Origin of the sequence: Comamonas aquatica NBRC 14918 (genome assembly GCF_000739875.1) — a bacterium.
GTDB lineage: Bacteria > Pseudomonadota > Gammaproteobacteria > Burkholderiales > Burkholderiaceae_C > Comamonas > Comamonas aquatica.
Genome location: NZ_BBJR01000001.1, coordinates 62,395 through 83,563, shown reverse-complemented (window position 1 = coordinate 83,563; position 21,169 = coordinate 62,395). Strand labels below are relative to the sequence as shown.

Sequence of the window (21,169 nt, the reverse complement as noted above, 5' to 3'; positions counted from 1 at the left end):
GACTGACCTACTGAGGGCCTCCCGGGTTTTACCCGGGGCCTTGGGTAGAATGCCCGAGTAATGAGCGCGGCTACAGGCCATGCACGAGCGAGCACTTGCTGTGAACGGAAAGCAGACAAGGGCCCGGTTCCCCGCCTGTGAGTGATCAACGGAGCTGTGGATAAATTGTAGATAAGTGGTTTTGAGGCATCCAGCTATGCCCCAGCCATCGGAAATGGATGCTTGGATTTTGGGCAGTTTTGCCTACAATCGGCCATCCAACCAATCGCAGTTGCCAGAGATTGTTGGTTCAGGGCGCGTCGCTTGAAGACGCGCCCTTTTTTCTTGCCAAGAGCCCGCTTTCCCCTTTATTTACAGACGCTTATCGTTGATGAAGCACATCCGAAATTTTTCCATCATTGCGCATATTGACCACGGCAAATCGACGCTGGCCGACCGCTTGATCCAACGCTGTGGTGGCTTGGCCGAGCGTGAGATGGAGGCGCAGGTGCTGGACTCGATGGACATCGAGAAAGAGCGTGGCATCACCATCAAGGCACAGACTGCGGCGCTGCAGTACAAGGCCAAGGACGGCAACGTCTACAACCTGAACCTGATCGACACCCCCGGTCACGTGGACTTCTCGTACGAAGTCTCGCGCTCGCTGTCGGCCTGTGAAGGTGCGCTGTTGGTGGTCGATGCCTCGCAGGGCGTGGAAGCCCAGACCGTGGCCAACTGCTACACCGCGCTGGACCTGGGGGTCGAGGTGTTCGCCGTGCTGAACAAGATGGACCTGCCCCAGGCCGATCCGGACAACGCCAAGGCCGAGATCGAGGACGTGATCGGCATCGATGCCAGCGACGCCATCCCTTGCTCGGCCAAGACCGGCATGGGCATCGACGAGATCCTGGAAGCCATCGTGGCCAAGGTGCCGGCGCCCAAGGGCGATCCCGACGCGCCGCTGCGCGCCATGATCGTGGACAGCTGGTTCGACCCCTATGTGGGCGTCGTGATGCTGGTGCGCGTGGTGGACGGTCAGCTCAAGAAGGGCGAGCGCTTCAAGATGATGGCCACGGGCGCGGCCTATGAAGCCAACAACGTCGGCGTGTTCACGCCGGCCAACTCGCCGCGCGATGCGTTGAAGGCGGGTGAGGTGGGCTACATCATTGCCGGCATCAAGGAATTGAAGGCCGCCAAGGTGGGCGACACCATCACCCTGGAAAAGAAGCTGCCGAACAACCTGGGCCCGGCCGAGAAGGCGCTGCCCGGCTTCAAGGAAGTCAAGCCCCAGGTATTCGCCGGCCTGTACCCCACGGAAGCCTCGGAATACGACCAGCTGCGCGATGCGCTGGAAAAGCTGCAGCTCAACGATGCGGCGCTGCAGTTCGAGCCCGAAGTCTCGCAGGCGCTGGGCTTTGGCTTCCGCTGCGGCTTCCTGGGCCTGCTGCACATGGAAATCGTGCAGGAGCGCCTGGAGCGCGAGTTCGACCAGGACCTGATCACCACCGCGCCCAGCGTGGTCTACCAGGTGCTCAAGGGCGATGGCGAACTGATCGACGTGGAAAACCCCTCCAAGATGCCCGACGCCGGCCGCATCGAGGAAGTGCGTGAACCGATTGTGACCGTGCACCTGTACATGCCCCAGGACTACGTCGGCCCGGTGATGACCCTGGCCAACCAGAAGCGCGGTGTGCAGATGAACATGCAGTACCACGGCCGCCAGGTCATGCTGACCTATGAAATGCCGCTGGGCGAGATCGTGCTGGACTTCTTCGACAAGCTTAAGAGCGTGTCGCGCGGCTACGCCTCCATGGACTACGAGTTCAAGGAGTACCGTGCCTCGGACGTGGTCAAGGTCGACATCCTGCTCAACGGCGAGAAGGTGGATGCGCTGTCCATCATCGTGCACCGCAGCCAGTCGCAGTACCGCGGCCGTGCCGTGGTGGCCAAGATGCGCGAGATCATCAGCCGCCAGATGTTCGATGTGGCCATCCAGGCCGCCATCGGCGCCAACATCATTGCGCGAGAGACCGTCAAGGCCCTGCGCAAGAACGTGCTGGCCAAGTGCTATGGCGGTGACATCACCCGCAAGCGCAAGCTGCTGGAAAAGCAGAAGGCGGGCAAGAAGCGCATGAAGCAGATCGGCGCGGTGGAAGTGCCCCAGGAAGCCTTCCTGGCGATCCTGCAGGTCGAAGACTAACAAGGAAACTCATGCAAGCCATGCAGTGGATCACCGCGGTCATCCTGGCCGCTTTTGTGGGCTACATCGGTGCCTGGTACACCGGTGCCATCGAAGGCAACTTCGCCTTGCTGATGTTCCTGGCCACCTTCATCACCGGCCTGTACTGGCTGGCCGAGCGCTTTTACTTCTGGCCCCAGCGCAAGAAGGAGGCCGAGCGCCTGAATGCCGAGGCCGCCGCGCGCCGTGCCGAGTTGGAGCGCCAAGGCCTACGCCATGACATGGTCGACACCACGGAGGGCGAGACCCGCATCCTCAAGCAGCCCTGGTGGCTGGACTGGACGGCCGGCCTGTTCCCCGTGCTGTTCGTGGTCTTCGTGCTGCGTTCGTTCCTGTTCGAGCCGTTCAAGATTCCATCCGGCTCCATGATCCCCACCCTGCTGGTGGGCGACCTGATCCTGGTGAACAAGTACACCTATGGCGTCCGCCTGCCCGTGCTCAACACCAAGGTGACGCAGGGCAACGCCCCGCAGCGCGGCGATGTGATGGTGTTCCGCTATCCCCCGCAGCCCACGCTGGACTACATCAAGCGCGTGGTGGGGGTGCCCGGGGACACCGTGGCCTACCTGAACAAGCGCCTCACCATCAACGGCCAGGAAGTGCCGACCAAGGACCTGCCCGACTTCTTCGACACCGATGCCATGCGCTACTTCGCGCAGTTCGAGGAGCAACTGGGCGACAAGCCGCACCGGCTGCTGAACACCAAGGGCATGCCAGCCTTTGTCCAGGGCGCCAGCGAGTTCCCTTTCCGTGAGAACTGCACCTACACCGTCGAAGGCGTGACCTGCAAGGTGCCCGAAGGCCACTACTTCACCATGGGCGACAACCGCGACAATTCGCTGGATTCGCGCTACTGGGGCTTTGTGCCGGACGAGAACATTGTCGGAAAGGCCTTTTTCGTTTGGATGAATTTCGGTAATCTCAAACGCATCGGCAGTTTCAACTGAACGCCCGGGGCGTCATCCAAAGATTCTGTGGCCGCTGATGCGGCCACTTTCACTAGAGGAGGGGGGATCATGCGTAGTGCACCACGTCACAGCCAGAAGGGGCTGTCCTTCATCGGATTTGTGCTGATTGCTGTGCTGGCCGTCGCGGTTTTTGCGATTGGCGGACAATCGCTGCCCATGTGGCTGGAATACCAAGCCGCCAAGAAAGCATCCCAGAAGGCCGCCAGAGAAGGCACCACCGTGCCCGAAGTCCGCAACATCTTCGACCGGGCTGCGCAGATCGACGACATCAAGAGCCTGCGTGGTCAGGACCTGGACGTCAGCAAAGTCAATGAGCGCGTGGTGGTGGGCTTCGAGTACGAGCGCGACATCCCGCTGGTAGGCCCGGCCTACCTTGTTTACCGTTTTTCTTACCAGACCAAATAGGTGCCAATCACCCTGCACGACCTGCAGCGCCAGCTGCAGCATTCTTTCCAAAACCCTGCCTTGCTGCAGCGCGCACTGACGCACCGCAGCTTTTCGGCAGATAACAATGAACGGCTGGAATTCTTGGGCGACTCGGTGTTGAGCCTGGCCATCTCCAGTCTGCTGTACCAGCGCCTGAACGATCTGCCCGAGGGCGATCTCTCGCGCGTGCGCTCCAACCTCGTCAAGGAAGGCACGCTCCACCAGATCGCCTTGCAGCTGGGCCTGCCCGAGCTGCTGCGCCTGGGCGAGGGCGAATCCAAGTCCGGCGGCAAGGCGCGCCCCTCCATCCTGGCCGATGCCGTGGAAGCCATCCTGGGCGCGGTGTACCTGGATGCCGGCTACGCCGCCGGCGAGCAGGTGGTGCACCGCCTGTTTGAGGGCGTGGAGATCAACCCCCACATGCGCGCGGCCGAGAAGGACCCCAAGACCGCGTTGCAGGAGTGGCTGCAAGGGCGGCGCATGCAGCTGCCGCAATACAGTGTGTCCCAGATCACAGGCGCTGCGCACAAGCAGACCTTTGAGGTGGAATGCGTGATTCCCGAACTGCGCCTGGGCGCGCGGGGCCAAGGCGGCTCGCGCCGCGCCGGCGAGCAGGCCGCTGCGGCCGCCATGCTGGAAATTTTGAAAGCGAAACACCCATGAACGATGCTGCGAAAAAAGTAGCTAGCACCGCAGGCGCCAAGGGCGCCAAAGGCAAAAAAGAGACCCAAAGCCTGCCCGACGTGACGCCGGCCGGCCAGAGCATGGCCGAACTGGACGCCATGCTGGCGGCGGCCAAGCCCGGTGCCACGCCCTCGCTGGTGGCCCGTGCCCACGAGATCGAGGCCGAGAAGGCGGCAGAAGCCGAAGTGTCCGTGCACATCTATGCGCCCGAAGAACAGCACTGCGGCCTGATCGCCATCGTTGGCAAGCCCAACGTGGGCAAGTCCACGCTGATGAACGCGCTGGTGGGGCAGAAGATCTCCATCACCTCGCGCAAGTCGCAGACCACGCGCCACCGCATCACCGGCATCCGCACCAAGGAAGCCACCCAGTTCATCTTCGTGGACACGCCCGGTTTCCAGACCAAGCACTCCACGGCGCTGAACAAGTCGCTGAACAAGGCCGTGATGGGCGTGATCGGCGACGTGGACCTGATCCTGTTCGTGGTCGAGGCCGGCAACTTCACCCTGGCCGACGCCAAGGTGCTGAGCCTGTTCAAGCCCGGTATTCCCACCCTGCTGATCGCCAACAAGCTGGACGCCGTGGGCCGCCGCCATGAGATCGCGCCCTGGCTCAAGAGCATGCAGGAGCGCCACCCCTTCGCCGAGTTCGTGCCCATGTCGGCCAAGAACAAGGGCGACATCGAGCGCCTGTTCGGCATCTGCAGCAAGTACCTGCCGCAGCAGCCTTGGTTCTACGGCGAGGACGAGCTGACCGACCGCAGCGAGAAGTTCCTGGCCTCCGAAACCGTGCGCGAGAAGCTGTTCCGCTTCACCGGCGACGAGCTGCCCTACACCTCGACCGTGGTCATCGACAAGTTCGAGGAAGAGCCCAGCAAGATGTACAAGCGCTTCATGCGCATTGCCGCGACCATCGTGGTCGAGCGCGATGGGCACAAGGCCATGGTCATCGGCCAGGGCGGCGAGCGCCTCAAGCGCATCTCCTCCGAAGCGCGCCAGGAGCTGGAAAAGCTGCTGGACGCCAAGGTGTTCCTGGAGGTGTGGGTCAAGGTGCGTTCCGGCTGGGCCGACGACGAGGCCCGCGTCAAATCCTTCGGCTACGAATAAATCGAGGACCTGGCGTGGCCGAGGCCGCGGGCTTGCACTGACCGTGGCCTTGCCGCGGTCTGCGGGCCACTCCCGCGCCGCGGTCACCGGCTCCCCCGGCTGTGCGACACTTGCAGCACTGTGCTTGTTCAAAAGGTCTCTCCGAGGCCTTTTTGTCTTTGTGAAAACCTATGGCCGCCAAACGGGTGGGCGAAGAGCCCGCGTTCATCCTGCACCGCTACGACTGGAGTGAATCCAGCCTGATCCTGGAGGTGTTCACGCGCCACCGCGGGCGCGTGGCGCTGGTCGCCAAGGGGGCCAAGAAGCACACCTCCAACTTCCGGCCGGTGCTGCTGGCGCTGCAGCCGCTCAAGGTCAGCTACACCCTGTCGGGCGACGGTCAGGCCGACATCCACGTGCTCAAGGGCGCGGAATGGGCCGGCGGCCACATCATGCCCATGGGCAACAACCTGCTCACCGGCCTGTACCTGAACGAGCTGCTGATGCGCCTGCTGGCGCGCGACGACCCGTACGCCTACCTGTTCGATGTCTATGGCGCCGTGGTCAAGCTGCTGGCCACCCAGCCCGAAGAGGTGATCGAGCCGGTGCTGCGCGCCTTCGAACTGATCGTGCTGCGCGAGCTGGGCCTGCTGCCCACGCTGCACGAGGAAACCCTGACGCTGCAGCCGCTGCAGCCCGAGGCCCAGTACGTGCTGGTGGCCGAGATGGGCCTGCGCCCGGCGCTGGACAGCGACCGCGCCGCGCTGACCGGGCGCCAGTGGGGCCTGCTGCAGCAGGCCCTGGCCCAGGGCGAGAGCGCCTACCCGGCCACCGTGCGCGCCTGCGCCGCCGTGGCCACGGCCCTGAAGCCCCAGTTGAGACACCTGCTGCAATACCATTGCGGCAGCCCGCTGTTGCGCACGCGGCAGCTGATGATGGACCTGCAAACCCTATGACCGCTTCGACCCCCTCCCGCCGCACGGCCCTGTCCGTGAATGTCAACAAGGTCGCCCTGGTGCGCAACACGCGCCACCTGGGCATTCCCTCGGTCACGCGCGCGGCCCAGCTGTGCCTGGCGGCGGGCGCGCAGGGCATCACCATCCACCCGCGCCCGGACGAGCGCCACATCCGCGGCACCGACGTGTTCGAGCTGGCCGCGCTGATGCGCGACTGGCCGCAGGCCGAGTTCAACATCGAGGGCAATCCCACGCAGAACCTGATGGCCTTCATCCGCGAGGTGCGCCCGCACCAGGCCACCTTCGTGCCCGACAGCGAGGACCAGTTCACCAGCGACCACGGCTGGAACTTCCCGCAGGATGCCGAGCGCTTGGCGCCGCTGATCGCCGAATGCCGGGCCCTGGGCGTGCGCGTCAGCCTGTTCATGGACCCCGTGCCTGTGCAGATGGCGGCCGCCAAGGCCGTGGGCGCCGACCGTGTCGAGCTGTACACCGAGCCCTATGCCGCAGCCTGGGGCACGGCGGAACAAAACGCGCAGTTGGCACTCTATGCCCAGGCGGCCCAGGCGGCGCTGGACGCAGGGCTGGAGGTCAACGCTGGCCACGACCTGAACCGTGACAACCTGGCCGCCTTCGTGGCCCAGGTGCCGGGGCTGGCCGAGGTCTCCATCGGCCACGCCCTGATTGCCGACGCGCTGGAGCTGGGCTATGCGGCGACCGTGGCGGCCTACCAGGCCTGCATCGACGCCGGCATGGCGCAACGCCCTTGAGGTTTTTCTAAAAGATGAGCTGCTAGCGCTTGCTGGGTAAGCGCTGGATGCCAATTTGGCTTGTAATCATGATTTACGGTATCGGCACCGACATTTGCGACATCCGCCGCATCCGCGCCAGTCTGGAGCGCCACGGCGATCGCTTTGCCGAGAAAGTCCTCAGCACCAACGAGCTGGCCGTCTGGCGCCTGCGCAGCAGCCGCTGGCCCGAGCGCGGCGTGAAGTACCTGGCCACGCGCTTTTCGGCCAAGGAAGCCTTCAGCAAGGCCGTGGGCCTGGGCATGACCATGCCCATGACCTGGCGCAGCTGCGAAATCACCAACCTGCCCAGCGGCCAGCCGACCATCGTGCTGTACGGCGCGCTGCGCGACTGGTTCGAGGCGCGCGGCCTGACCGCCCACATCACCATGACCGACGAGAGCGAATACGCCGCCAGCTTCTGCGTGGTCGAACGCCCTGGAGCCTGAGCATGCCCGTGTTGTTTCCCCTCGCCGGCCTGGCCCTGGTGTGGGTGCTGCTGACGTCCCTCAACGTCTGAACCCCCGGCGCCCCGCAGCAGATTCCGACGGGCCTGCTTCGCGGTCATACTGGAGGCTTTATGGCATGGCAGGCGCCCCGCCGCGCCTGTGACACCGAAGGCCCGTATGACCGCACTCCACGCACCCCTGATCATCGACATCGCCGGCAAGGCCCTGACCGATACCGACCGTGACCGCCTGGCGCACCCGCTGGTCGGCGGCATCATCCTGTTCACCCGCAACTGGGAGGACCGCGCCCAGCTGGTGCAGCTGTGCGCCGACATCAAGGCTGTCAAGCCCGACCTGCTGATCTGCGTGGACCATGAAGGCGGCCGCGTGCAGCGCTTCAAGACCGATGGCTTCACCCACCTGCCGCCCATGCGCGCCTTCGGCGAGATGTGGATGGACGACGGCAAGGGCAAGAAGCGCCACAAGGGCCACGGCGCCATGCGCGCCATGAACGCCGCCACGGCGGCCGGCTATGTGCTGGGCAGCGAGCTGCGTGCCTGCGGCGTGGATTTCAGCTTCACGCCCGTGCTGGACCTGGACCATGGCGCCAGCGGCGTGATCGGCGACCGCAGCTTCCACCGCGACCCGCGCGTGGTCGCCGCCTTGGCCAAGAGCCTGATGCACGGCCTGCTGCAGGCCGGCATGGGCAACTGCGGCAAGCATTTTCCCGGCCACGGCCATGTCACGCTGGATTCGCACGTCGACATGCCGGTGGACAAGCGCAAGCTTAAGAAGATCCTGGCCGACGACGCGGCCCCCTATCCCTGGCTGTCCAGCGTGCTCACCGCCGTCATGCCGGCGCATGTGATCTACCCCAAGGTCGATGCCCTGCCCGCGGGCTTTTCCAAGGTCTGGCTGCAGGACGTCCTGCGCGGCGAGCTGCGCTACGACGGCGTCATCTTCAGCGACGACCTGAGCATGGAGGCGGCGCGCCGCATCGACGGCCAGGTCATCAGCTACACCGAGGCCGCGCTGCGCGCCCTGGCCGCCGGCTGCGACATGGTGCTGCTGTGCAACCAGAGCCTGGGCCTGGGCGCACACGTGGATGAACTGCTGGACGGCATGGACGATGCCCTGCGCACCGGGCGCTGGGTGCCCGATGCCGACTCCGAATCGCGCCGCGTGGCGCTGCTGCCCGAGACCGTGCCCCAGCCGTGGGACGAGCTGATGCTGCAGCCGGCCTACCGCGACGCCCTGGGTTTGTTGAAGTGAACGGAATGAAGCAAGCAATGAAAGTGGGCGTATTGACAGGCGGCGGCGATTGCCCCGGCCTGAATGCCGTGATCCGTGCGGTCACGAAATCCTTGATCAGCCAGGGCCAGTGCGAGGTCATCGGCATTGCCGACGGTTTCGAGGGCCTGATGGGGGCCACGCCCCGCGTCAAGCCGCTGACCTGGGACGAGGTCTCGGGCATCCTGCACATCGGCGGCACCATCCTGGGCACCAGCAACAGCGCCAACCCGCTCAAAAGCGAGGCCACGCTGACCCAGGTGAAAAGCAATGTGCAGGCGTTGGGCCTGGACGTGGTGGTGGCCATCGGGGGCGACGGCACCATGAGCCTGGCCAACGGCCTGGCGAATGCCGTGGGCATGCAGTGTGTGGGCGTGCCCAAGACCATCGACAACGACATTGCCAGCTGCGAGCGCAGCTTTGGCTTCGACACGGCGGTGGCCACGGCCACCGAGGCGCTGCGCCGCATCGAAAGCACGGCCAACAGCCACCACCGCGTGATGATCGTCGAGACCATGGGCCGCAACGCCGGCTGGCTGGCGCTGGAGGCGGGCGTGGCCGGCGCGGCCGACATCATCCTGCTGCCGGAGATCGATTACGACCTGCAGGCCATCGTCGACATCTGCCAGGCACGCGAGCAGCGCCAGCGCTACACCATCATCTGCATCGGCGAGGGCGCCAAGGAAAGCGGCCACAGCCTGACGGTGCGCGAGACCATCGCCCACAGCCCCGACCCGGTGCGCCTGGGCGGCATTGGCCATGTGCTGCGCGAACGCCTGCAGCCCCACCTGCGCAGCGAAGTCCGCACCACGGTGCTGGGCCACGTGCAGCGCGGGGGCGATCCCACGCCGTTCGACCGCGTGCTGGCCACGCAGTTCGGCCACCATGCCGCGCAGCTGGTGCTGTCGGGCCGCTTTGGCCGCATGGTCACGCTGCAGCAGGGCCAGATCGGCAGCGTGGAGATCGCCCAGGTTGCCAATACGCAACGCAGGATCGACCTGGCGCACCCCTTGCTGACCATGGCGCGCGATATTGGCATTTGCCTGGGTGAAGCTGCGCATTGAGCGGTTTTCGCGCCGATCACACAGCAAAGCAGCCTGCGGGCTGCTTTTTTGTTGCACGCAATCCGCAGCGATTTATGTCAGCAAACGTTAAAAAAATTTGGAGGTTGCGGGTATTCCCTGTGTAATTGTTGCCGTTTGTAGCCCCTGTGCCGCGATGCGTTGGCTTCGCGGCTTTTCCTTTTCAGAGTCGGTATGCAGTTCAAAAATTTGTCCGTTGCCAAGAAGATTTGGCTGTTGATGCTCCTGGTGATGGCGGCCATGCTGCTGGCCGGCGTGGGAATGACCGCCAGCATGAAACAGCTGGAAAGCCACCTGCGCGAAGAAGTCCAGACCATGGAAGAACGCATCCGCCTGGTGGTGGAGCTGCGCGGCAGCGTGGAGACGGCGGCGGGCTACCTGATCGCCGGCAACCTGGCGCAGGACAGCGAGTCCATGCAGTTCTTCGAGGGCAAGTTTGGCCAGGCGGCGGCCCACATGACCGAGCTGATGCAGTCGACCGAATCGCGCCTGCGAAGTGCCGAAGGCCGGGCCCTGTTCCAGCAAATCGTGGACAAGCGCGCCAAGCTCAACACCGTGGCCGAGCAGGTGGGCCTGGAGCGCCGCAACGACGGCGACGTGGTGCGCCTGGTGCGTGCCGACCTGGTGCCGGCGGTCGAGAGCTTCATCGCGGACCTGAACGCCCTGGTGCAATTGCAGGAGCAGATGCTGGCTAGCACCCTGGCGCAGGCCGAGCGTGAACGCACGACCAGCTATGCCCTGGGGCTGGCGGCCCTGGCCGTGGTGGTGGTGTTAGGCCTGCTGCTGGCCGTCTGGCTGGTGCGCCAGTTGACCGCCCCGCTGGCGCGGGCCGTGGCGCTGTCGCATGCGATTGCGGCCGGCAACCTGACACAGGACGTGCACGACGACCGCAAGGACGAACTGGGCGAGCTGCTGCGCAGCCTGAGTGCCATGACGCAGAAGCTGCGCAGCGTGGTGGGCGAGGTGCGCAACGGTGTGGATTCTGTCTCTTCGGCTGCCAGCCAGATTGCCATGGGCAACCAGGACCTGTCGGCCCGCACCGAACAGACGGCTGCCAACCTGGAAGAAACCGCCGCCAGCATCGAGGAGCTGACCGCCACCGTGACCCAGTCGGCCGACACCGCGCGCCAGGCCAACCAGCTGGCTTCCACCGCCGTGCAGGCCGCCGAGCGCGGCGGCGAGGTGGTGAACCAGGTGGTGCGCAGCATGGAGCAGATCAACACCTCCAGCCGCAAGATCGGCGACATCATTGGTGTGATCGATGGCATCGCTTTCCAGACCAACATCCTGGCGCTGAACGCGGCGGTGGAAGCGGCGCGGGCCGGCGAGCAGGGCCGCGGCTTTGCCGTAGTGGCGGGTGAAGTGCGCAGCCTGGCGCAGCGCAGTGCTGAGGCGGCCAAGGAGATCAAGCAGCTGATCACCGCCAGCGTGGGCAATGTGGATACCGGTTCGGCCCAGGTGGCGCAGGCCGGCGAGAGCATGCAGGAGATCGTGGCCAGCGTGCGCCGCGTGACGGATTTGATTGGCGAGATCACGGCCTCGGCCACCGAGCAGCGCGACGGCATCGGCCAGGTCAACCAGGCGGTCAGCAACCTGGACCAGATGACGCAGCAGAACGCCGCCCTGGTCGAGGAATCCAGCGCGGCAGCCACCTCGATGAACGAGCAGGCGCAGCGCCTGGCCGATGTGGTGGCCGTGTTCAACGTGGGGCAGGGGGCCGTGGCGGCCCTGGCCCGGCCAACCGTGGCCGCGCCTGCTGTGCGCACCGCTGCGGCCCCGGCCCAGCGGGGCGCCCAGGGTGTGGCCAGCGCCCAGCCCGCCGTGACCCCGCCTGCCGCCGTGGCACCAGCCCCGGCCAAGAAGGCCCCCGCTGCGGCCAAGCCGGCCGCAGCGCCCCAGATGCTCAAGCCCGCGCCGCTGTCCAGCAAGGCCACGGCCCCCAACGACGACGACTGGGAAACCTTCTGAGTCCGACGGTCGCGCACCGGTAAGGAGCCTTGTGGCTCCTTTTTTTATGAGCAAAATAGGCCTTTGGCGCAGATTCCATCAGCGCAGACAGCTATTAAATTTTTAAAGGAATGCCATGGACCGGCACGAAGAGGCGGTGATGCAGTTGATGACTGCGAACGGGGACACCTTCATCGCGGCGCACTACGACGTGGCGGCCGGCTGGATGCGGCCCAGCCTGGTGGCGCTGCGCCCGGCCAAGAAGCAGGTGTGGGTGGTCGAGGTCTCGGCCTCCGGCTACCCGCTGGGCCTGGTGGACAAGGTGAACCAGCGCGTGGAGAAATGGTATGCGCCGCTGCTGGAGCAGTTGCAGCGCCTGCAGGTGACGGGCAGTGACTGGAGCATCGGCCTGCTGGTGTTCGTGCGCGATGACCAGATCGACTGGCTGCGCGGCCGTCTGCAGGATGCGGCCGGTGTGCAGCTGCTCAGCCTGGAGACCGCCAGCAGCCCCTGGCTGTGGGACAGCGTGGTGTGGACCGAAGACATGGACTTTGCCCTGGGCCACATCCCGCGCCGCGACGGTGGTGGCGCCGCCGCCGGGCCGGCCACCACGCACTGAGCTGCCCGCCGGGCCGCCAACGGGGGCACGGGCGGCGGGGCTTCAGGCCTGCAGGGCCGGGACGGCCAAGCGAGGCGTGCCCGCGTCGGTCTGGAACGCGCTGGCACTGCGCAGCAGGCCCTGGGACTGGCTGTGTAGGCTGCTGGCCGCGGCGGCCATCTCTTCCACCAGGGCGGCGTTGTGCTGGGTGCTGTTGTCGATGTCGGACAGGGCACCGCCCATCTGCAGCACGCCCGTGCTCTGCGCCTGGCTGGCCTGGGCAATGTCCTGCACCAGTGCGGTCACGCGGTGGATGGTGGCTTCGATGCTGTCCATGGTGCTGCCGGTGGCGCCGGCCTGCTGCACGCCGGCGGTCACGCGCTCGGCGCTGCGCGCGATCAGCGTGCTGATGTCCTTGGCCGCTGCCGTGGTGCGCTGCGACAGGGCACGCACCTCGCTGGCCACCACGGCAAAGCCGCGGCCTTGCTCGCCGGCGCGCGCGGCTTCCACCGCCGCATTCAGCGCCAGGATGTTGGTCTGGAAGGCGATGCTGTGGATCAGGCTGGTGATGTCGGCAATGCGCTGGCTGCTGTGTTCGATGTCCTGCATGGTCTGCACCAGTTGCAACATGCTGCCGCGGCCGTCGGTGGCCACCTGGCTGGCCTGGCGCGCCAGCGCCAGCGCGGATTGGGCGTTGTCGGCGGTGTGGCGCACGTTGCCGGCCAGGGCCTCCATGCTGGCATTGCTTTGCTGCAGGGCGCTGGCCTGGCTTTCGGTGCGGCGTGACAGGTCGTGGTTGCCGCCGGCAATCTGCTGGCTGGCCGTGGCCACTTGCTCGGCGTCGGCGCGCACCTGCTGCACCAGCTCGGACAGGCTGGATTGCATGTGCTGCAGGGCCTGCATCAGGTCGGTGATTTCATTGCGGCCTGCGATGGTGATCGGTTGGCGCAGATCGCCCGCGGCAATGCCCCGGGCCACGTCCACAGCCTGGGCCAACGGGCGGGTGATGTGGCGGCTGTAGCCCACGCTGGTCGCCAGCCCCACGGCAAACACCAGCAGGCACACACCCAGGCTGAGCCAGCGGGCCCGCTCGGCCATGGCCTGGGCCTGTTCGGACAGGGCGGCGCTGTCGGCGGCGATCTGCTGGGCGGCCTGCTCCAGCAGGGCGGCGGGCTGGCGGTCGATGCCGCGGACCTGGGCGTCGCCCACGCGCGGGTCGTGGCCGCTGTCGATGAAGGCCTGCAGGCCGGTGCGGTAGGCCTTGCCCATCTGGCGGTGGGCCTGCAGGAATTGTTCGACCTGCTGGCGGGCTGGGCCGGCCGGCAACTGGTCCAGCAATTGCTGGCTGTGCGCCTGGATGGCCTGCTCCTGGCTTTCGAAGGCCTGCCAGTAGCGGGTGCGGTCCTGGTCCTGGTGGCCGCGCAGCAGGATGTTCTTCCATTCCTGGGCCTGCAGCTTGAAATCGTTGAGCATCAGGCTGGTCAGCCGTTCGTGCGCCATGTGGCGGGCCACATCGTCGTGGTACAGCGACAGGGCCTGTTGCTGGCGCAGCAGGCCAAACAGGGCTGCGCACAGCATGAGCAGCAGGGCACTGGCAATCACCAGCGGCAGTTGGAGACGGAGCTTCATAGGGGAGGGGGCAACAGACGGAACCAGGCGCATGCGGGCAGCGGTAGGCAGCCCTGGCGCGCGCAGGCCCGCATCTTCGGGCAGCCGCCTTAGCCAAGGGGGACCAGGGGTTAAGCGGGGCTCACTGCGGGGTACCGCACGGCTGCATGGCCCTGAGGGGGGGGCGCCGTGATCGACGCACGCCGCTTGGGGGGAGAGGGCGCGCAAAACTTTATGATGCTGCGCAGTGTGCGCATGCCGGGGCCCCTGGGGGCTGTCCGGGGTGTGCGGGATGCCCACTTTTTTCTGGATTTGAAGCTTGCCATGACCACCCTCGGAACCCCTTTCACCCCCCACGCCACCAAAGTCATGCTGCTGGGCAGCGGCGAGCTGGGCAAGGAAGTGCTGATCGCCCTGCAACGCCTGGGTGTGGAGACCATCGCGGTCGACCGCTATGACCATGCCCCCGGCCAGCAGGTGGCCCACCATGCGCGCACCATCACCATGAGCGATCCGGCGCAGCTCAAGGCCTTGATCGAAGCCGAGAAGCCTGATCTGGTCGTGCCCGAGATCGAAGCGATTGCCACGCCCATGCTGGAAGAACTGGAAGCCGCTGGCGTGGTCACCGTCATCCCCACGGCGCGCGCCACGCGCTTGACCATGGACCGCGAAGGCATCCGCCGCCTGGCCGCCGAAACCCTGGGCCTGCCCACCAGTCCCTACCGCTTTTGCGATTCCCAGGAAGAGCTGCAGGCCGCTATCGACGGCAGCGACGGCCAGCCTGCGATCGGTTACCCCTGCGTGGTCAAGCCGGTGATGAGTAGCTCGGGCAAGGGCCAAAGCAAGATCGACGGCCCGGCCGATGTGCAGCAAGCCTGGGACTACGCCATGGCCGGTGGCCGTGTGGCCAAGGGCCGTGTGATCGTCGAAGGCTTCATCGACTTCGACTACGAAATCACCCAGCTGACCGTGCGCGCCAAGGGCGCGGATGGTCAGATCCAGACCCATTTCTGCGATCCGGTGGGCCACATCCAGCAGGCGGGCGACTACGTGGAAAGCTGGCAGCCCCATCCCATGTCCGCCACGGCCCAGGCGAAGTCGCAGCAGATTGCCCAGGCCGTGACCGACAACCTGGGCGGCCTGGGCCTGTTCGGCGTGGAACTGTTCGTCAAGGGCGAGCAGGTGTGGTTCAGCGAAGTCTCGCCGCGCCCGCACGACACCGGCCTGGTTACGCTGACCACCCAGTGGCAGAGCGAGTTCGAGCTGCATGCCCGTGCCATCCTGGGCCTGCCGGTGGACACCAGCCTGCGCAACCCCGGCGCCAGCGCCGTGATCTACGGCGGCCAGGATGCCGAAGGCCTGGTGTTCGACGGCGTGGACGAAGCGCTGGCACTGCCCGGCACCGACCTGCGCCTGTTCGGCAAGCCCGAAAGCTTTGTGAAGCGCCGCATGGGCGTGGCCCTGGCGCGCGCGGCGGACGTGGAGCAGGCGCGCGTGACGGCCAAGCTGGCCGCCAGCAAGGTCCAACCGCGCAAGCCTTGAACTTCAAAATACATAGCTGCTTGTGCGCCTGGGGTAAACGCTAGCGGTCAAAAAGCCGCTGTGCAGAACTTTCCACACAGCGGCTTGGTACCGCGCGATGCGCGCAACTGGTGTGGCCCATGCCAGAGACGCCGAGCAAGGGCCGCCCCGCAGCGAAGGTGTCGTCCCCTTGCCCGTGGTGCGCAGCACGGCGAGCGCGAGGGGAAGGCGCGCAGCGCCACAGGGGCGTGCACGGCTTCAGCGGCGCTGGGCCGCCAGCTTGCGCACCTCACGCACCAGCAGGTCGACCTCGTCGAAGGTGTTGTAGAAGGCCAGCGAGGGGCGCACCGCCGTTTCCACCCCAAAGCGGCGCAGGATGGGCTGGGCGCAGTGGTGACCGGTGCGCACGGCAATGCCTTCGGCATTCAGCGCCTTGCCGACTTCCTCCGTCGTATAGCCTTCCAACGTGAACGACAGCACGCTGGCCTTGCCCGGCACGGTGCCGATCAGGCGCAGGCCGGGGATGGTGGCCAGCTGCTGCATGCCGTAGTCCACCAGGGCGTGCTCGTAGCGGCTGATGGCCGCGATGCCGATGCGCTCCACATACTCCAGCGCCGCGCCCAGGCCCACGGCGTCCGCGATGTTGCCGGTGCCCGCCTCGAAGGTGTTGGGCAGGGGCTGGAACACGGTTTTCTCGAAGGTCACGTCCGCAATCATGTTGCCGCCGCCCTGCCAGGGCGGCATGGCTTCTAGCACGGCGCGGCGGCCCCAGAGCACGCCGATGCCGGTGGGGGCAAAGATCTTGTGGCCCGAGAACACAAAGAAGTCGGCGCCGATGTCCTGCACATCGACCGGTGTGTGGGCGATGGACTGCGCGCCATCCACCAGCGTGGTGATGCCGCGCGCTTTGGCACGCGCCACCACCTCCTTGACCGGCACCACGGTGCCCAGCACATTGGACACATGGCCGATGGCGATGATCTTGGTGCGGTCGTTCAGCAGCTGGTCGTATGCGTCCAGGCGAATCTGGCCCTGGTCGTCCACCGGAATCACGCGCAGCTTGGCGCCCTTGGCCTGGGCCAGTTGCTGCCAAGGCACGATGTTGGCGTGGTGCTCCAGGTGGCTGACGATGATTTCGTCGCCTTCACCCACGTTCTGGCCGCCCCAGGCCTTGGCCACCAGGTTGATGGCTTCGGTCGTGCCGCGTACGAAGATGACTTCGTTCACCTCGGGCGCGTGGATGAAGCGGCGCACCACTTCCCGGGCGTGTTCGTAGGCGTCCGTGGCGCGGGCCGCCAGCGTGTGGGCGGCGCGGTGGATGTTGGAATTCTCGTGCGCGTAGAAGTGCGCAATGCGCTCAATCACCTGGCGTGGCTTGTGCGTGGTGGCGGCGTTGTCCAGCCAGACCAGTGGCTTGCCGTGGATGCGCTCTTGCAGGATGGGAAAGTCGCGGCGCACGGCGTTGACATCGAAGCCGGGGTGGCGGTCGGCCTGGGCCTGCGGCGTGCTGGCTTGCTCCCCATGGGGATGGGCCTTGGCCGGGGTGACAAAACCGCTGGGCAGCTGCACCGCATCGACAAAGTAGAACTGTGGGGCGGCGGCATGGCTGCTGCCGGGCAGCGTGGCCGCAGGCGCGGCGGGCGTTGCCAGCAGGCCCGAAGGGATGCCGGGGACGAAGGGCGTGCCGGAGGCAGGCCCAGAGTTGCCCAGGGCGGCCACGGCCTGCTGGCTCAGTGCATACAGCCCGGCGTGGGGCGCGGCGGTCGAGCCGGTCTGGGGCACCGCGCCATCTGCCGCGGGTGCCGCAGGGCGCAGCGTGGCCGCGTCGGCGGCGGTGGCCTGTGGCACGCCATCGGTGACATGGCCCAAGCGGGGTTCATAGGCGGGCAAGGCGGTAAACGCCTGGTCGGGCACGCCGTTGCCGGCCACCGCGTGGGGGCGCAGCGCTTCGGCGCGGTGGCCCAGGGCCAGCACGGTGCCGGGGGCGCTGGGCAGCAGGTTGGTGCCCGGAATCTGCCCTGTGGGAATGGGCGTGCCAGGCACATTGGGGGAAAAGCCTGCCGGGCTGGCCAGGGGCGAACCGCCCGGGGCCCAGGTGGTGGGCGGCTGGGCGCCGAAGGCGGCCGTGGATGGTGGCTGGGGCGTGGCGCTGCCGGGCAGGCTGCGGAACAGGGCCGTGGCCAGCTGGGCCAGGGCCCCAGTGTCCAACGGTGCGGCGGGGGGTGAAGGCAGCGAGGGCGTCAGCGGGGCAGCCTGGGCGGCCGCCAGCGTGGGCGCGTGCGCGGGGGTGGTGCTCAAAACCGCATCTCCTGTGGTGCGCGATATGAGAAGGTGAGCTGCTTGCGCGCTCTGAGTATGCGTGGAAGGTGGTTTTGACTCGCAAACCACCTTCCGCGCAGCGCGGGGCTTACTTGTAGGTGTCCAGCACCGAGTAGTCGTGGTACTTGTGGATTTCCACATCGTCCAGCACGGCCACGGCATCGGGGGTGAGCACGGCCAGCGAGCAGTACAGCGAGATCAGGTAGCTGGCAATCGCGTGGTTGTTGATGCCCATGAAACGCACCGACAGGCCCGGGCTTTGTTCGCCGGGCAGGCCGGGCTGGAACAGGCCGACCACGCCCTGGCGGCGGTCGCCCACGCGCAGCAGCAGGATCTTGCTCTTGCCGTCGGCCACCGGCACCTTGTCCGAAGGAATCAGCGGCACGCCGCGCCAGGTGATGAACTGGCTGCCGAACAGGCTGACCGTGGGCGGGGGCGTGCCACGGCGCGTGGCTTCACGGCCGAAGGCGGCAATGGTCAGCGGGTGGGCCAGGAAGAAGGCGGGTTCCTTCCACACCTTGGTCAGCAGTTCGTCCAGGTCATCGGGCGTGGGCGCGCCGGTCAGCGGGAAGATGCGTTGCTCGTCCGTCACCTGGGCCAGCAGGCCGTAGTCGGGGTTGTTGATCAGCTCGCTTTCCTGGTTCTCCTTGATGGTCTCGATGGTCAGGCGCAGCTGTTCCTTGATCTGGTCGTGCGGGCTGCTGTACAGGTCGGAGATGCGGGTGTGCACATCCAGCACGGTGGAGACGGCGTTCAGGAAGTACTCGCGCGGCTGGGCGTCGTAGTCCACATAGGTGCGCGGCAACTGGTTCTCGTGCTGCTTGGCGGTGCAGGTGACCTGGATGTCCTCCGGGTTCTTGACCTGGTTGACGCGGTAGATGCCGGCCTCCACCGGCACCCATTGCAGCAGATGGGTCAGCCAGCGGGGCGTGATGGTGGCCAGCTGCGGTGCGGTCTTGGTGGCATTGGCCAGCTGGCGGGCGGCGTTGTCGCCCAGGGCGGTGGTACCGCCGACGGTTGCTGTCATGGAAAAAGGCTCCTGGTGGATGCGGGTCGGAATAAAACGGGGTGCAGGCGGAGCACCAAGCTCTGCGCCAGTGTTCAACGGGGGCGGTGCGGCTTCAACCGGCTATCGCCACCAAGCTGGCCGCCAGGCGCTGGTGCTGGGGGTCGCGCTGCTGGCAGATGCGCTCGGCATGCGCCAGCAGCGTGGTGCTGCTGACCTGCAGCGCCTGGGCCAGCTTGTGCAGCGTGAGCAGCGAGGGGGCGACCTGGCCGCGCTCGACCTCGCCCACATAGGAGCGGTTCAGGTCGGCCTGGGCCGCCAGTTGCTCCTGCGACCAGCCGCGCCCTTCGCGCAGCTGGCGCACGGCCAGACCGAAGTCCTGGATCACGTGGGGCCCTGGCATGTTCAGGCGGCCACACGGGCGGTGGTGGCGGGGAGGGGGGCGGCGGCCACCGGTGCGGTGGCACCGGCGCCGCCACTGTGTTCCACGGCCTGGCGCAGGCTGGCCTGGCTGACATGGGCGCCGGCGGGCACGTCCTCGGTGATCCAGACATTGCCGCCGATGACCGCACCTTGGCCGATGGTCACCCGCCCCAGGATGGTGGCGCCGGCGTAGATCACCACGTCGTCCTCGACGATGGGGTGGCGTGCCCAGCCTTTTTGCAGGTGGCCCTGGGCATCCTTGGGAAAGCGCTTGGCGCCCAGGGTCACGGCCTGGTAGATGCGCACGTTCTGACCGAGGACGGCGGTCTCGCCGATCACTACGCCCGTGCCGTGGTCGATGAAGCAGCCGGGGCCGATCTGCGCACCGGGGTGGATGTCGATGCCCGTCTGCCCATGGGCCAGCTCGGCCACGATGCGCGCCAGCAGCGGCAGGTCCAGCCGGTAGAAGGCGTGGGCAATGCGGTGGTGGATGAGGGCCAGCACGCCGGGGTAGCTCAGCACCACCTCGTCCACGCTGCGCGCGGCCGGGTCGCCGTGGAAGGCGGCCAGCACGTCGGTGTCCAGCAACTGGCGCAGGCGGGGCAGCTGCTGTGCAAAGGCCTGCACCGTCTGCAGCGCCAGGGCGGAATGGTCCTGGGCCGCCGCGCCCGTGCTGCGGTGGCGGTAGTGCAGCTCGATCTGGGCCTGGGTCTGCAGAACCTGCAGTGCCGTGTCCAGCGTGTGGCCCACGTAGAAGTCTTCGCTGGCGTGGCGCAGGTCGGGCGGGCCCAGGCGCAGCGGGTAGAGCACACCTTTGAGTCCCTCCAGGGCCTGGGCTATCGCGGCGCGTGCGGGAAATTCGCGGTGGCCGGGGTCGGTGCGGTTCTGCTGCTCGCGCCAATGGTCGCGGACCTGGCGCAGTTGCTGGACGATGGTGCTGATATCGAAGGTGCTCATGGGGACAGTCCGGTGAAAGGGCGGAGGAGGGGCGTTCGTCCTAGTCCTGCACCCAGGGCAGGCCGTAAAAGCGCCAGCCATTCAAATGGCCGCGCTGCTGCAGCGCGTCGTGGTCGCCCTCAAAGCCTTCGCTGACATTGAAGACATGGGCCAGACCGGCCTTGGCCGCTTCCTGGGCCGCCAGGGCTGAGCGTTTGCCGCTGCGGCACAGCAGCAGCACGGGCAGCGGCTGGGGCTGTTTGGCGTGCAGGGCGGCCAGTTCGCGGGCAAAGCGCGGGTTGCGGGTCAGCGCCGTGCCGCTGGCCCAGGCCACATGGGCGCTGCCCGGCACCTGGCCGACGAACTTGCGTTCCTCGGCGGTGCGCACATCCACCAGCAGCGCCTGGCCTTGCTGCACCAGGGGCCAGGCCTGGAGCGGGGTCACGCTGCCGGCGTAGGGCAGACCTTGTGCCTGGGCCTGTGCCAGGGCCTGCTGCAGCACGGCAGGCAGTGCGGGGGGCTGCTGGGGGGCGACCGCAGCTGCGGTGAGGGTGTCGGTGGTAGCGTGTGTCATGGCGTGGCCTTTCGGTGCAATCCATCGCAGGAAGATGGCGATAGCCACCATCTTGCGAGCCGGTGGCGGGCGCTCCAACGAACAAAAATGGATGTGCTTGCGCGCAAAACGACTAAGGGCTGCGGGCCGTGTGCCGCTCGCCCGCGGTTGTGGCGTGCGGGCTGGGCTTGCCTGGCGATGGGGGCGCCCCGCAGACGCTGTGCGCAGCGCGTACCCGGTTGTCATCAAAGCGTCGCAGGCGGCGCGTAGCCTGTGTGGCAAAGCCACAAACGGCCAACCACGAAGGTGAGT

19 protein-coding genes are annotated in these 21,169 nt (G+C 66.7%); 13 read left to right on the top strand and 6 right to left on the bottom strand.

From position 1 onward, the window contains the following. Positions 1–370 precede the first annotated feature (370 nt). The 12 genes from lepA (at position 371) to CA2_RS00335 (ending at position 12,512) form a co-directional block, all read left to right on the top strand. A complete protein-coding gene (gene lepA / locus CA2_RS00390) occupies positions 371–2,179 on the top strand; it encodes a translation elongation factor 4 (protein WP_042411317.1) in 1,809 nt (602 codons plus the stop codon). A gap of 11 nt (positions 2,180–2,190) precedes the next feature. After that, the gene (lepB, locus tag CA2_RS00385; protein ID WP_042411314.1) at positions 2,191–3,165 is read left to right on the top strand and encodes a signal peptidase I; all 975 of its coding nucleotides are present in this window, start codon (positions 2,191–2,193) and stop codon (positions 3,163–3,165) included. A gap of 69 nt (positions 3,166–3,234) precedes the next feature. After that, positions 3,235–3,591 (top strand): DUF4845 domain-containing protein, encoded by a 357-nt coding sequence (locus CA2_RS00380; protein ID WP_042411311.1) that lies wholly within the window; start codon positions 3,235–3,237, stop codon positions 3,589–3,591. Then, entirely contained in the window at positions 3,592–4,275 is a 684-nt protein-coding gene (gene rnc, locus CA2_RS00375) for a ribonuclease III (RefSeq protein WP_042411308.1), read from the top strand. After that, the gene (gene era, locus CA2_RS00370; RefSeq protein WP_042411305.1) at positions 4,272–5,402 is read left to right on the top strand and encodes a GTPase Era; all 1,131 of its coding nucleotides are present in this window, start codon (positions 4,272–4,274) and stop codon (positions 5,400–5,402) included. Before rnc ends, era begins: the two co-directional genes overlap by 4 nt. 170 nt (positions 5,403–5,572) lie before the next feature. Further along, entirely contained in the window at positions 5,573–6,337 is a 765-nt protein-coding gene (recO, locus tag CA2_RS00365) for a DNA repair protein RecO (protein ID WP_042411302.1), read from the top strand. Next, on the top strand, positions 6,334–7,107 hold the full coding sequence (locus tag CA2_RS00360) for a pyridoxine 5'-phosphate synthase (protein WP_042411298.1): 774 nt from the start codon (positions 6,334–6,336) through the stop codon (positions 7,105–7,107). Before recO ends, CA2_RS00360 begins: the two co-directional genes overlap by 4 nt. Before the next feature lie 68 nt (positions 7,108–7,175). Further along, complete coding sequence (acpS, locus tag CA2_RS00355) at positions 7,176–7,574, top strand: holo-ACP synthase (RefSeq protein ID WP_042411295.1); 399 nt, start codon at positions 7,176–7,178, stop codon at positions 7,572–7,574. Positions 7,575–7,751: 177 nt separating this feature from the next. Then, positions 7,752–8,846: a beta-N-acetylhexosaminidase gene (nagZ, locus tag CA2_RS00350; RefSeq protein ID WP_042411293.1), complete on the top strand. Its 1,095-nt coding sequence runs from the start codon at positions 7,752–7,754 to the stop codon at positions 8,844–8,846. 17 nt (positions 8,847–8,863) lie between these two features. Continuing rightward, entirely contained in the window at positions 8,864–9,928 is a 1,065-nt protein-coding gene (locus CA2_RS00345) for a 6-phosphofructokinase (RefSeq protein ID WP_042411291.1), read from the top strand. 192 nt (positions 9,929–10,120) lie between these two features. Then, positions 10,121–11,914 carry a methyl-accepting chemotaxis protein gene (locus tag CA2_RS00340; protein ID WP_042411289.1) on the top strand — a complete coding sequence of 598 codons (1,794 nt, stop codon included), beginning with the start codon at positions 10,121–10,123 and terminating at the stop codon, positions 11,912–11,914. A 115-nt stretch (positions 11,915–12,029) separates the two neighbouring features. Continuing rightward, positions 12,030–12,512, top strand: coding sequence for a hypothetical protein (locus CA2_RS00335; protein ID WP_042411287.1), 483 nt, complete (start codon positions 12,030–12,032; stop codon positions 12,510–12,512). Positions 12,513–12,554: 42 nt separating this feature from the next. Here CA2_RS00335 and CA2_RS00330 read toward each other — a convergent pair whose 3' ends face one another. Next, the gene (locus CA2_RS00330) at positions 12,555–14,120 is read right to left on the bottom strand and encodes a methyl-accepting chemotaxis protein (protein ID WP_042411284.1); all 1,566 of its coding nucleotides are present in this window, start codon (positions 14,118–14,120) and stop codon (positions 12,555–12,557) included. 303 nt (positions 14,121–14,423) lie between these two features. On the opposite strand from CA2_RS00330, the gene purT reads away from it, so the two are divergent. Continuing rightward, positions 14,424–15,641, top strand: coding sequence for a formate-dependent phosphoribosylglycinamide formyltransferase (purT, locus tag CA2_RS00325; RefSeq protein ID WP_042411648.1), 1,218 nt, complete (start codon positions 14,424–14,426; stop codon positions 15,639–15,641). Between the two features lie 237 nt (positions 15,642–15,878). Here the strand turns inward: purT and CA2_RS00320 are convergent, their stop codons facing one another. The 5 genes from CA2_RS00320 to CA2_RS00300 all read right to left on the bottom strand — a co-directional run bounded on the left by CA2_RS00320 (position 15,879) and on the right by CA2_RS00300 (position 20,878). Continuing rightward, complete coding sequence (locus CA2_RS00320; RefSeq protein ID WP_042411644.1) at positions 15,879–17,864, bottom strand: family 2A encapsulin nanocompartment cargo protein cysteine desulfurase; 1,986 nt, start codon at positions 17,862–17,864, stop codon at positions 15,879–15,881. A gap of 163 nt (positions 17,865–18,027) precedes the next feature. Further along, positions 18,028–18,966, bottom strand: coding sequence for a family 2A encapsulin nanocompartment shell protein (locus tag CA2_RS00315; RefSeq protein ID WP_042411281.1), 939 nt, complete (start codon positions 18,964–18,966; stop codon positions 18,028–18,030). A gap of 94 nt (positions 18,967–19,060) precedes the next feature. Beyond that, the gene (locus tag CA2_RS00310) at positions 19,061–19,348 is read right to left on the bottom strand and encodes a helix-turn-helix domain-containing protein (RefSeq protein ID WP_042411279.1); all 288 of its coding nucleotides are present in this window, start codon (positions 19,346–19,348) and stop codon (positions 19,061–19,063) included. Positions 19,349–19,350: 2 nt separating this feature from the next. Beyond that, positions 19,351–20,325 carry a serine O-acetyltransferase EpsC gene (gene epsC, locus CA2_RS00305; protein WP_042411277.1) on the bottom strand — a complete coding sequence of 325 codons (975 nt, stop codon included), beginning with the start codon at positions 20,323–20,325 and terminating at the stop codon, positions 19,351–19,353. A 40-nt stretch (positions 20,326–20,365) separates the two neighbouring features. Continuing rightward, positions 20,366–20,878, bottom strand: coding sequence for a rhodanese-like domain-containing protein (locus CA2_RS00300; RefSeq protein ID WP_042411643.1), 513 nt, complete (start codon positions 20,876–20,878; stop codon positions 20,366–20,368). Positions 20,879–21,169 lie beyond the last annotated feature (291 nt).